This is a genomic window from Caballeronia temeraria (genome assembly GCF_001544795.2).
Classification (GTDB): domain Bacteria; phylum Pseudomonadota; class Gammaproteobacteria; order Burkholderiales; family Burkholderiaceae; genus Caballeronia; species Caballeronia temeraria.
Genome location: NZ_FCOI02000021.1, coordinates 92,779 through 105,160, shown reverse-complemented (window position 1 = coordinate 105,160; position 12,382 = coordinate 92,779). Strand labels below are relative to the sequence as shown.

Below are 12,382 nucleotides of genomic sequence, written 5' to 3'. Positions count from 1 at the left end.
ACGACATGACCTTTCTCCAGAAAACTCTGGCTGCCTCTGCTGCTTAGCCTGGTATGCCTCGCAGGAATCTCCGTTGCCGACGCGTTTCGCATGCGCTCGATCCGCACGGAACAGACGCAGCTGGGCATTAAGCACGCCACGGATGTCGCAAACAGCATCATTCGTGAGTTTGCGCAGCAGGCAAACACCGGCGCAATGACGCAGGACCAGGCCAAGCAAGGGGCGCTCAACGCGATCCGCGATATCCGGTTCGGTGACAACGGCTATTTCAGCGTCTTCGACTCGCAGGCGAAGGTGCTTGTGCATCCGATGAAGCCCGAATTCGTTGGCAAGACGATGATGGACTTTAAAGACCCTAACGGCGTCTATCTGTATCGAGACCTTATCGATGTGGGCAAGCGTCAGGGTGCGGGCTACACGTACTACTCGTTCGCGAAGCCCGGCACCAATGAGATCCTGCCGAAGATGTCCTATGTCTCGATGTATCAGCCGTGGGACTGGCTAGTCGTCACCGGCGTCTACATCGACGACATCAATGCCGCGTTCTACACATCCCTCGAATGGAGTCTCGGCGTGCTCGTGGTGATTGCGGTCGTGTTGAGCGTTGTAGTGTCGCGCCTGAATCGCGGGATTCTCCGGTCGATGGGCGGGGAGCCGGCATACGCAGCGGAAGTGGCGAATCAGATCGCAGACAACAATCTCGCCGTCGACGTGGCCACCGCCGCGGACGACCGCTCCAGCCTCATGTATTCGATGGCCCGGATGCGCACGCAACTGCTGTCAGCCGTTGACAGTGTGAAGACGTCTGCTAATGCGATCGCCAATTCTAGCCGTGAAATCGCTGTCGGCAACACAGACCTGTCGTCACGCACCGAGCAGCAAGCGGCGTCGCTCGAACAGACAGCCGCGAGCATGGAAGAGTTGACTGCGGCCGTGAAGCACAATTCCGAAAACGCACGTCAGGCAAGCGGCTTGGCGGGGAATGCACGCGACGTTGCCCAGGAAGGCGCGACAATCGTCACGAACGTCGTTGGCACGATGGCTGAGATCGAGCAAAGCTCTCACAAGATCGCCGAGATCATCGGGATGATCGAAGGCATCGCGTTTCAGACGAACATCCTCGCGCTTAACGCTGCGGTCGAGGCCGCGCGCGCCGGCGAACAGGGGCGCGGTTTCGCAGTCGTCGCTGGCGAAGTGCGCAGTCTCGCTCAACGTTCCTCGACTGCCGCCAAGGAAATTCGCGAGTTGATCGAGGCGTCCAGTTCGCGCGTCCACACTGGCACCGCACTGGTCGGGCAAGCCGGAGAGACGATGACCAAGATCGGCGCAGCGATCCAGAAGGTCACCGACATCATGGACGAGATCGCCTCTGCATCGAACGAACAGAGTCGCGGCATCGAACAGGTGAATCAGGCGATCAGCCAGATGGACGAAGTGACGCAGCAGAACGCCGCACTCGTTGAGCAGGCGGCGGCCGCTGCCGGTTCCCTGCAGGATCAGGCGGAAACGCTGCGCGCGACGATGGCCGTCTTCAAGACGACTGCCGCCTAAATCGTCAAGGACTGGGAGCGGCGGACTTGACTACGTGGGGTTGTTGGTAAGCTCATAGGCGTTCCAATAGCCCTGCAGTAGAAGCCACGAACCGATGCCCAAAAGAAATCCGACGAAGTCGCAGCGCGCCGTGATGGAGTTGCTCGATCAAGGCTTACCGGTAGAGCAGATCGCAAACAGTCTCAGCAAGAGCGCCTTGGCTGTCAAGAAGCAGCTGAACCGGATCAAACGCCGGGTCCGCGAAGGAAGGATCGACCCGTCTCCTTTGCCAATCGAACGAGCCGCGAGCGAGCCGCGCATCTACCTAGCCGGATTCGACGTGTTCCGCCGCGACGCGAAGGAACACGGCGAGCACCTCAAGCAGCTCTGTCGCGATCGCCGCTTCGTTGGCCTCTATCCACTCGACGGACAAGTGCCCTCCTCCCTTCAACGGCAAGACGCTGCTCGATGGATATATGCCGCGAACATCGAACTGATCCGGTCGGCCGATATCGCGATGGCGAACCTCGATGACTTTCGCGGGTCGGGTGAACCAGACAGCGGGACGGCTTTTGAGGTTGGCTTTGCGGCCGCGCTTGGAAAGCCGATATGGGCATATCGGTCCAGCGGAGAGACGCTTGTTGAGCGCGTGAAGGCAGCCGCGATCGGGAGCGAGGGCGGGTTTTGTGCTGGCGGCTACCTCATCGAAGACTTTGGCCTAACCGTAAATCTCATGCTGGCATGCTCGGCTCAGCTTGTTGTCGGCGGACCGGCTGCTTGCCTCGACGCCATTCGAAGCGAGGTCGTCGAAGGCAGCTACCGCGTTGGTGGCTCGGGGTTGGCGAAGCGTTAGCTTCGCTGTAGGGTTTGAGTTGAGCGAATTTCAGTATATCGAGTTCTATGTCTGACGATATTTGGCTTGTTGCACCGAACGACGCCTACGTCCAATGGCAACGAGAAGAAGCCACCGGCTCCGATCGCCGGGCGTTCGCCGACCAATCGATCGTCCAGCACTGCTCGATGTTCTCGCGCTTCAACGACTATCTGATCGCGCACCGTGCGACGGTGGCGAGCTTCGGGGCGGATCACATTGATGGATTCTTCGCCGAACTGGCGCAGGACTGCGCTCCCGGCACGACGACACGCCTGCGCTATCTAAAGCTCATCGACCGGTTCACGCGTCACCTCGTGAACATCCAATTGCGCGGTGACAATCCGGCGGCACAGATGTTGGTCAATGAGAGCTGGCCACAAGACGAGCCGACGCCGATCTATCTCTCATCGGAAGACGATGCACGGCTACAAGCGGTGTGCGTTGCAACCGAGGGCGCGGCGTTCAAGGAACTGCGAAACTCGGCGATCGTGGCGCTATTTCTCGCGTCAGGGGTCACGGCCGCCGAACTCAAGCTGTTGCGCGTCGACGACCTCGATACGCATGGCGAGCGCCCTACTGTCTTCGTCGACAAGCACGGGCCGCGGATTGCACGACGGGTTCCGATCGATGCCTTCGCCATCGACGTACTGCGCAGCTATCACGAAGCGCGCAGCAGCATTCAGTCGCCAACGCAATGGCTGTTCATCGCCACGGCTGGCGGCAAGCCGATGCTGCCGGATACGATGCTGAAATGTGTCCGCATAGCTCTACGCCGTGCGGACTTGTCGGCGGCTGACGAGAGCCCGCGCTTACTCAGAAACACGTTCGGGCGACGGCATATCCTCGCCGGCAAGACCAACGAGCAAGTGAGCAATCTCATGGGCTTGTCGAGCCATCGCACCGCTACCCGCCTGCGGCAGACGGTTGATGTTGGCGTGATGCTCCATGGGAACAGGTCTAACGGCGCATAACGCTGCCAGGCGTCCAACAAGCGACATTTGCGCACGGCCTAGTGATGACGTCAGAGGGTCAGTTCCCGTTCGATATGGGTCGTGCGGCCAGGAAAATGCACCATGTTTCCGCGTGTTGGCGGGCATGGTTGAAGGGTTGAAGAGCACGTGGTCGGCACGTCAAGCTCAGAGGCCGGCTTGGATGTCGCTTCGCGCGATGAACCAGGGTAGTCCCCACCGGCTCATTTGTGATGAACTCGCTTCATCCATTCCGACGAAATGAGGGAAAATCGCGCGTTCGTTTTTGTGGCGTCCATACTGCCAAGAGCGCCCTTTGCGGTCACCGTGTACACATCCCTGATGACGCCTTCGTTGTCGACGCTGTTCTGCCTCTGGCCTTGAGCGACGTTCCCTTCATCCGGTCTCCGAACAGCGAAAAGTGCGGGCGCACACGCCGTTGGGTCGTTGTACCACCGACTGGTCAAGGACAACGACGTGCGCGTCGCGGAACCCCAGGCCCGTGCACACGCGTCGGACGACGTGCGCAGGACCGTACTAATTAGGCTATGTATGGACGCAATGTACGCCGGCCAGCCGTTGCGGTGGTCGAGGATCTCGTAGTTCAACGAGATTTCTGAGGGACCGGCACGGGAAGGCGTTGATACCGGAGGCCGAACGGTTCTGCCACCCATGCTTCTTATCTCGCGGACTCCCAGTGACGCCCATCGCTTCTCTGAACGTGCCGGCTTCCACGCCGATTAGAGGCGGGGGTGACGGCAAGCAAGAGCCGGATGGTTGGCGAAAAGTCGACCGTTGAAATCTGAGGTCCTCAATAACAACGCCGGCAGCGGTCACCCGCCAAGACTGGAAAGTCTCGAAAGCGGCCGCTATCGCAAGCGAATTCCCTGTCCGGTCGCGAGACAGCGTCGGCGGCAACGTCGCCCTCTTCGTCGACATCGATGCCAGGGCAGCCGCCTCAACCGTATATCGTGGCCCTTGCGCGACTGACTAGAGACACCGTACGACGCTCATCGCCATTCACCAAGAACAACCAGTGCTCTCCGAATTCACCGCTGCCGGTGCATCGAAGGACTGCAATTAAGGTTTGGGCCACCTAGCCAAGGCACGTTCCGCCTCGAAGCGCAGCCAATGGTGCCCCGCTGTCGCTACTCACTTAAAGACGACCAGCAGAGCCATTATCAAGCCGCGACCAATCAGTGCAACAGCGCCACGGGCTAAGGGAACTCTTGAGGCTAGATAAAAACGAGATAACAGTTATGTCTGAACCGGGCTAACAGACCGTGGCGGCCGCGCGATATATTGGCAAGCGCGCAGGAACCCGGGACTGGCCTTGCGAACCTCGTTTTGCGACCATTATCGTCGGTGTTGGTACTCTTGGCAGCCCCGCCCCCGAAACTCTAGCAGGGATCTATAACGATCCGTCTGCTGAAGGGTCAAAAAAATGCCGTCCCGGGGCCGCTCTTGATATTCCTTATTGGGATCCGTCAATGAACCGACGTAAGTTCACGACAGGCATGGTCGCCGGCGCCATTACTGCGGCGCTTGCGGCGCGGGCTAACGCTACACAGCCGGCAGTTACCGGGGCCCGCAACGTCGTACTTGTTCATGGCTTATTCGCCGACGGGTCGTGTTGGTCCGAGGTGATTCTTAGACTACAGGCGGCAGGACTCAACGTCACCTCCGTGCAAAACCCTTTGACTACACTCCCCGACGCAGTTGCGAGCGCGCAGCGTGTGCTGGCGAGGCAGGACGGTCCCACTGTCCTCGTCGGGCATTCCTTTTCGGGGATGATTGTGACCGAGGCCGGCACGAATCCTAATGTGACGGCACTTGTGTATGTGGCAGCGCGTGCGCCAGACGCAGAGGAAGACTACACGGCGCTTGCAAAAACGTTCCCGGCCCCTCCGGCTTCCGCTGGAATCGTCTTCGACGGCGATGAGGGGCGCTTGACCGAGGAAGCCTTTTTGCGCGATTTCGCTGGAGATCTTCCAATCGCCAAAGCAAGGGAGCTTTTTGCAGTGCAAGTGCCGTTCCACAAGGACCTTCTCGCTGGCAAAACCGCGCATGCGGCATGGCGCTCGAAACCGAGCTTTTACGCGGTGTCTACTCAGGATCGGACAATCAACCCCGGGCTTCAGCGCTACATGGCTAAGCGGATGGGCGCGACCACCATCGAAATCGAGGCAAGTCACTTGTCTTTGATCTCCCACCCGGATGTGATTACAAACCTGATTCCGAGGGCCGCGAAACAAGCCGTATAAAAGTGTTTGACTTCGGTACTGGGCGTAGGCGACGACGAAAGACCTCGCCGCCTCGCGCGCTAACGCGCGAGTCACAAAGCGAGCGGTAGCTGTGTCTAACGCAGTTATGGTCACGGTGCATAGCCGCTGGACTCCGTAATGTAACGGCCCTGCGTCCCACTCTATCGAGCTGTCTAGTTTTGACGGTCCATGCAACGTTTAATGGAGAGGGTCAGTGATGAAGCGCAGGAGGTTCCTAGCAGATTTGTCAGCAGGCGTAGTCGGGTCAAGTCTAGCGACACTGGGCGTGAGCAGCGCTCAAGCAGAAGAGAGAAAATCGACGTTCGTGTTCGTGCACGGCGCATGGTTCGGTGGCTGGTGCTGGGCCGAAGTGGTCAGGCTTTTAGCTCAGCAAGGCCACAACGCAGTGGCGGTAGACTTGCCTGGACATGGTATAAGCGCCCGGTTTCCCGCCGCTTACCTGACTACCCCCCAGAGCCCCGCGAGCCTAAGCACTGAGGTCTCACCGTTGGCAACAATCACACTTAGAGACTATCGCGATCATGTTCTCAGAATCATCAACGGGTTGGTCAGCAAAGGAAGCGGCCCAGTAATTTTGGTCGGCCACAGCTTGGGCGGTGTCACGCTCAATGCCGTCGCTGAAGCCGAACCATCCCTGATCAGGCGACTGGTGTACCTCACAGCTTTCGCTCCCGTTCGAAAGCCATCGGTTCTAGACTATCTGAGCCAACCCAACTTCGTCGCGTCCAAGCTCTTGCCGCTCTTCGTCGGTGACCCATCGCGATTGGGCGCCGCCCGAATTAACCCCAACTCCAACGATTCTACGTACACGTCTAATGCCAAGGACGCGCTTTTTCAGGACGCCACTGAAAATGCGGTTGCGGCGACGCTCAATTTGATGACGCCGGATGAGCCATTACACGGGCTTGCGGATGACGCGACCGTGACCGCCGGGCGTTGGGGCAGTGTCCCACGAGCCTATATTCGGTGCACGAATGACAATGCGATTCCGCTCGCGGGACAGGATCAGATGATCCTTGAAGGCGATGAGCTAACTCCGCGGAATCGTTATATCCAGAAAAGCATCGACAGTAGCCATTCAGCATTTCTATCGCATGCGGACGAGGTGACACAAGTGCTCCTACAAATTGTGTGATCTACTTTCTTCGGTCGGCGGAAGGGTCTCGTTGTCGTATTCGCGCGATCGTCTGTAGTAGTCAACGCGTGCGCCAAGTTCGCGGATGAGCTTCGTCGGTGCCTCCAGACGGTGGCGCTTCTTAGCTTGAAGAACGGATTCGGTCGGCGTCGGCCCGGAAGGCCCCTGAGCCGACGCGCTGGCCTTACCCGTCGACCTATCGTTGCAAGTTGTTTGTGTCTCCGTCGTCGATCGCAACCGCCTCTCGAGCGTTTCAAGAAGCACAACGACTATGCGCTGGCTGGTTTGGGCAAGCGACGGTCGGATCAGCCTCAGCAACATCCGACGACAGCCACTCTACCTCCGAGCGCCCGGGCATCGTCAGGGGCGATGACCGTTAACGCCAAACAGACGAGGACTGACAACATGGTGACGCGTCTGCGTTGGCTGCATAGGACTCGTTGTGGCGCTAATAAGATAAGCGCACGCAGCCCGATGCCCGGCCGCGCGCGTCGTCCTCGCTCGTACCGGTGCGTGAACCGCCGGAGGGTCGCACTCTTTGGCGCCGGCTGGCATGATCATCGCAGAAATGTGCGTCGAACAAGTAGGTGTACCAACTGTGGCACATCGAATGTGCATAGCGGCTAGTCCGACGGACTCCAGATACCGCACAACATTGTCATCCTTGACGATGAGCGTTGTGTCCTGACCAACAAGCAACGAAGGATGAAATCCCGCCAAAGGGAAATCCAGTCTCTCAGGGGCTCTCCAGAGCCTTTTCGCCGACCCGAAAGTGTCGGCTTTTTTTTGGGGCTCACCGTGCTGGACGAAGGAACTTGGATTTCAGCGCGACGTATTTGCCGTCGGCGGCATTGAGCGAGGTGTGCGCAAGCATTCGACGGACGTGGACACCGTCTCGCGATGCCCGAACGTACCATCTGCGTCATCACCTGTGTACCGGCCACCAAGGACTCGAGTCGGTCCCGATCGAGCCGCAGCCATCAAGTTCTGGTCGGCCTCGCCCAGACGCTCCAATGAGGAACCCTAAAAAACTGTCCGAATTACCGAGGCCACCTCGGTCGGGCCGGCTCATGCACTTTTTCTAACGGCCGCATGAACTAGACCGATTGTTTGATACTCCAGAGATCGAGTAATAGATCTTGCAGCATGGGTACGACCTGGTTCAACAACGGTCCACGAGGCCGTTGAGCCGACGTGGCGATCCATAGCATTGTTTCCAAAGTCGGTGACCGAATTGGACGAACTGTGAAGTCGTCTATCCGTCCGCTCAAGTGAACCGCTTTCAACGAAAGGATCGCATGCAGTTCCTCGCTACATACAAGCGTTAGGATCGCGGGAATGCTCTCAATCTCGAGTTCGATTTGTGGTTTAAGCGATGCTTGGGCCATTGTTCCTTCGACTAGCATGCGAATGGAATGCGGCCTGCTTGGCATCACAAGAGTCTTTCTGGCCACTTCAGCCAGGCTAATGTCGTTGGAAACAGCGGGCTCTGGACAGTCTCGGTCACTCCGCCGAGATACCAAATGCAGTTGCTCATTGAGTACAGGCACAAGGTCCACGCCCACTGATGTAGGGACCGTGTAGACCACCGCGCAGTCAACGCGTCCGATAGTCAGCCACTCCAGGATGTTCGTAGACAGACCCTCTAGCACACAAAGCGTCGCGCCTGGAAAGCGAGAGCGGAAAGCCCGAACCAACGGCGCTGTGAGCGCATGACTGACGCTTGGCGGAAGCGCCACTACAAGCCGGCCGGTGAATGCCCCACGGCCTGCCTCCATGTCTAGACGCGCTCGTTCGATCTGGGCGAGGACGCTGCGGCCGTGCTCCAAAAACCGCTTGCCGGCCTCGGTCAAGGTCACTCCCCGCCCATTGCGCTCAAGCAGCACCTGCCTGAATTCCACCTCTAGCGCCCGTACGTTCCGGCTGAGTACTGGCTGCGCAACCGACAGGAAGTTCGAAGCACGAGTGAAACTGCCCAATTCCGCTACATGGACAAAAAATTCTAGCTGTCGCAGCTCCATATCTCCCCCGCCTAGAATTGCGTCCCGTGCATATCTGATATGCCGGAGTTGTCATTGAAGAATGGCAGATAATGCCAAAGAATACAAGCTAGATGACATGACGAGGCGACGATGAGCGACCATTTCACGAAGACCCCTGGGTGGCTGGGCTGGCATTCCAACCCGTCCCGTCCCCAATTTCGGTTGCCCGAGGGTGCGGTCGATGCACACTGTCATGTATTCGGTCCGCCAGATCGCTTCCCGTACGCTCCGCAGCGCAAATACACCCCTTGCGAGGCGACTGCGGATCAACTCTTCGCTTTGCGTGATCACTTGGGCTTTGCGCGCAATGTGATTGTCCAAGCGACCTGTCATGGGTCAGATAATCGTGCGCTGGTTGACGCCTGCCTCGCTGCGAAAGGCAAGGCACGCGGAGTCGCAACGGTCGAACGGGACATCAGCGACGAAGAACTCGCAAAGCTACACGCCGCGGGGATACGCGGCGTCCGATTCAACTTCGTCAAGCGCCTGGTTGACTTCACGCCTAGAGACGACTTGATGGCAATTGCGGAGCGCGTTGCCAAGCTGAACTGGCACATCGTTGTCTACTTCGAGGCGGTGGATCTACCTGAGTTATGGGATTTCTTCACCGGGTTACCCACCGATGTGGTGGTCGACCACATGGGGCGTCCGGACGTTTCAAAAGCCGTCGATGGGGAAGAGTTCGAGTTATTCGTAAGGTTTATGCACGAACGTCCCAATGTATGGACCAAGGTCAGCTGCCCGGAAAGGCTTTCTGTGTCGGGAAAGCCGGCGTTGGGTCGGGAACGGCATCCCTATTCGGATGTGGTTCCATTTGCTAAGCGTCTCGTCGAGACATTCCCTGACCGCGTTCTCTGGGGCACCGACTGGCCTCACCCAAATCTCAAAGATCACATGCCTGATGATGGCCTGCTTGTGGACTACATCCCACAGATTGCTACCACAGCAGAGCTACAGCGAAAGCTGCTCGTCGACAATCCCACCCGTCTTTATTGGGGCAACGAATGAACACAGACACCGCTCGCGATTATCAGCTAATCCCTGGCACCTACGTGTTTGACGGGGCGCGTTGCCGCGCAGGATACGCACTGAACATGTTCTGCAAGTCGCTCGACCAGGAATCAAATCGAGCAGCGTTCCGCGCCGACGAGTCGGCGTATCTCGACAACTATAAATTAACCGACGACCAACGCCGCGCTGTGCTTGATCGGAATTGGCTAGAAATGTTGCGCTTAGGCGGGAACATTTATTACACGTTTAAGCTCGCGATTTTTGATGGGCTGACTATGCAGCACGTAGGGGCCGCCATGTCAGCCGATGGAATGTCGGTGGAAGATTTCCGCGCAATGATGACTGCCGGTGGCCGTCAGATCCAGGGCAATCGCAGTGTGGAGGAATGGAAACATGGCTAAATTCGTCGGCGGTATCGCGACTTCACACGTGCCCTCGATCGGCGCCGCAATTGATCATCGAAAAACACAGGAACCGTACTGGAGACCGTTATTCGACGGCGTGGAGCCAGCACGCGAATGGATCCGAACTGTCCAGCCCGATGTGGTTATTGTGGTTTATAACGATCACGCGTCGCGTTTCGGGCTCGACCTGACTCCTACGTTTGCCATTGGCGTAGCAGAACAGTTCCCGCCGCATGACGAAGGGTACGGACCGCGGCCAGTACCTTCTTGCGAAGGCGACCCGGACCTCGCATGGCACATCACCGAGTCGCTCGTATTGAACGACGAGTTTGATGTGGCGATGGTCGGCGACATGACAGTAGATCACGGTCTTACTGTGCCACTATCGCTGATGTTCGGCCAAACCGAGCGATGGCCGTGCAAAGTAATTCCGTTATGTGTAAATGTAATTCAGTATCCTCAACCCACGGCACTACGTTGTCTAAAGCTCGGACAGGCGCTGCGCCGGGCGATCGATTCCTATGGACCGGATGTTAAGGTTGCCATTTTTGGAACGGGCGGAATGTCCCATCAGCTTCAAGGCGAACGCGCCGGCCTGATTAATCGCGCCTACGACGAGAAGTGGCTCGATGGGATGTATAACGACCCTTCAACCCTCGCGAAAATTGGGCATACCGAACTGTTACGCGAAGCCGGATCGGAAGGTCTAGAGATTATCATGTGGCTTGTCATGCGTGGTGCGCTCAATGAGCAGGTCCGTCAAGTCTATCGCTTCTATCATGTGCCAGCGTCAAATACCGCTTTTGGCCTGCTAGTGTTCGAGGACGCGTGATGAAACCGCTAAAGGTCGCAGTGGCGGGCGCGGGCGCTATCGGAATACAGCACCTCGATTCGCTTTCGGAATCCACAAATGTCGAAATAATATCATTGGTGGACAAAGAGACTGAAAAGACGCGCGCTATTGCGAACCGTTACGGCATCAAACAAGTTGACAGGGAGTTAGACGACGTTCTAAAGCTTCCTGAGTTAGAAGCGGTGATACTGTGTACGCCAACGCCGCGACATGCAGAGCAAGCGATCGCATGCTTGCAAGCGGGAAAACATGTCCTGGTCGAAATTCCCTTGGCACAATCCCTAGCCGATGCTGAAACAGTGGCGTTATGGCAGCAGCGCACTGGACTGATCGCCATGTGTGCGCATACCCGGCGGTTCAATGCGGGCCACAGCTGGTTGCATGACCGCATCGTTGCGGGGCAGTTCTCGCTCCGTCAGTTGGACGTGCAAACGCATTTTCTGCGTCGTTCGAACACGAATATATTCGGGGAGCCGCGAAGCTGGACAGATCATCTACTGTGGCATCACGCCGCTCACACCGTTGATCTGTTTCAATACCAGACAGGTGAGGACGTGATTGAAGCGAACCTGCTGCAAGGACCGATCGATCCAGCGCTACAGATCGCGCTTGATATGTCGATTCAGCTGAAGAGCACGAGTGGGGCGTTGTGTACTTTATCCCTGAGTTTCAACAACGCTGGGCCGCAAGGGTCAACGTTTCGTTATATTGGCGATGGCGTTACATTCATCGCGCGCAATGACGCTTTGACCGATGGAAACGGGAACAACATCGAGCTCGGTCATGAGGATTCGATCCTAAGCGGGATTACGCGGCAAGATCATGAGTTTTTCAGTGCGATTCGAGAATCTCGAATGCCAAACGCAAGCGTCGCGGGCGTGCTGCCATGTTATCGAATGCTACAAAGGCTCGAAATGACGCTTACATGAGGGAGGCAAATCGAGATCGAAGTATAACTAAAATATTTATCTCGTTGACAACGCAGTGCGTCGAAAACTCAGACTTTCGTTCCCCGGAGTCAATAAGCGAAGTGAATCAAAAATTAAAATTATGGAGACAACATTATGCAACCTTCTATCACCCGCCCCCGCCACTTAATAATCGACGCCCCCACTCACAGCACACCGCCTCGGCGAATGAAATGGCGGAAAAACGGCATGCAGCAGTGCAAATTGAGGTCTGAGATGCGCGTAGCTTGTTCAAAGGTCCCCGGCTGAATCAGGTTCGGTCGGATCTACGGGGTCGCCTGCGCGCCACGTTCAGATATGTTTGCTTGGGTC

The 12,382-nt window shown here is 57.4% G+C and carries 10 protein-coding genes; 9 read left to right on the top strand and 1 reads right to left on the bottom strand.

Going from position 1 to position 12,382, the window contains the following annotated elements; all coding sequences use genetic code 11:
- The first annotated feature begins 90 nt into the window (after nt 1-90).
- From AWB76_RS26170 to AWB76_RS26145, 5 genes are all read left to right on the top strand, one after another.
- Complete coding sequence (locus tag AWB76_RS26170; protein ID WP_279616454.1) at nt 91-1,551, top strand: methyl-accepting chemotaxis protein; 1,461 nt, start codon at nt 91-93, stop codon at nt 1,549-1,551.
- Between the two features lie 94 nt (nt 1,552-1,645).
- Complete coding sequence (locus AWB76_RS26165) at nt 1,646-2,383, top strand: nucleoside 2-deoxyribosyltransferase (protein ID WP_061163025.1); 738 nt, start codon at nt 1,646-1,648, stop codon at nt 2,381-2,383.
- Between the two features lie 47 nt (nt 2,384-2,430).
- Complete coding sequence (locus AWB76_RS26160; protein ID WP_061163024.1) at nt 2,431-3,375, top strand: tyrosine-type recombinase/integrase; 945 nt, start codon at nt 2,431-2,433, stop codon at nt 3,373-3,375.
- A 1,487-nt stretch (nt 3,376-4,862) separates the two neighbouring features.
- Complete coding sequence (locus tag AWB76_RS26150; protein WP_061163022.1) at nt 4,863-5,636, top strand: alpha/beta fold hydrolase; 774 nt, start codon at nt 4,863-4,865, stop codon at nt 5,634-5,636.
- Nucleotides 5,637-5,922: 286 nt separating this feature from the next.
- Nucleotides 5,923-6,792, top strand: a complete 870-nt coding sequence (locus AWB76_RS26145; RefSeq protein WP_157696226.1) for an alpha/beta fold hydrolase — start codon at nt 5,923-5,925, stop codon at nt 6,790-6,792.
- A 1,097-nt stretch (nt 6,793-7,889) separates the two neighbouring features.
- On the opposite strand, the gene AWB76_RS26140 is transcribed toward AWB76_RS26145, so the two are convergent.
- Nucleotides 7,890-8,813 (bottom strand): LysR substrate-binding domain-containing protein, encoded by a 924-nt coding sequence (locus AWB76_RS26140; RefSeq protein ID WP_061163020.1) that lies wholly within the window; start codon nt 8,811-8,813, stop codon nt 7,890-7,892.
- Between the two features lie 111 nt (nt 8,814-8,924).
- On the opposite strand from AWB76_RS26140, the gene AWB76_RS26135 reads away from it, so the two are divergent.
- From AWB76_RS26135 to AWB76_RS26120, 4 genes are read left to right on the top strand one after another with little or no spacing between them, the layout of a single operon-like run.
- A complete protein-coding gene (locus AWB76_RS26135) occupies nt 8,925-9,842 on the top strand; it encodes an amidohydrolase family protein (protein WP_061163019.1) in 918 nt (305 codons plus the stop codon).
- Complete coding sequence (gene ligA / locus AWB76_RS26130) at nt 9,839-10,246, top strand: protocatechuate 4,5-dioxygenase subunit alpha (protein ID WP_061163018.1); 408 nt, start codon at nt 9,839-9,841, stop codon at nt 10,244-10,246. The genes AWB76_RS26135 and ligA overlap by 4 nt, the downstream gene beginning before the upstream one ends.
- Nucleotides 10,239-11,081, top strand: coding sequence for a class III extradiol dioxygenase subunit beta (locus AWB76_RS26125; RefSeq protein WP_061163017.1), 843 nt, complete (start codon nt 10,239-10,241; stop codon nt 11,079-11,081). The genes ligA and AWB76_RS26125 overlap by 8 nt, the downstream gene beginning before the upstream one ends.
- On the top strand, nt 11,081-12,031 hold the full coding sequence (locus AWB76_RS26120) for a Gfo/Idh/MocA family oxidoreductase (RefSeq protein WP_061163016.1): 951 nt from the start codon (nt 11,081-11,083) through the stop codon (nt 12,029-12,031). The genes AWB76_RS26125 and AWB76_RS26120 overlap by 1 nt, the downstream gene beginning before the upstream one ends.
- Nucleotides 12,032-12,382 lie beyond the last annotated feature (351 nt).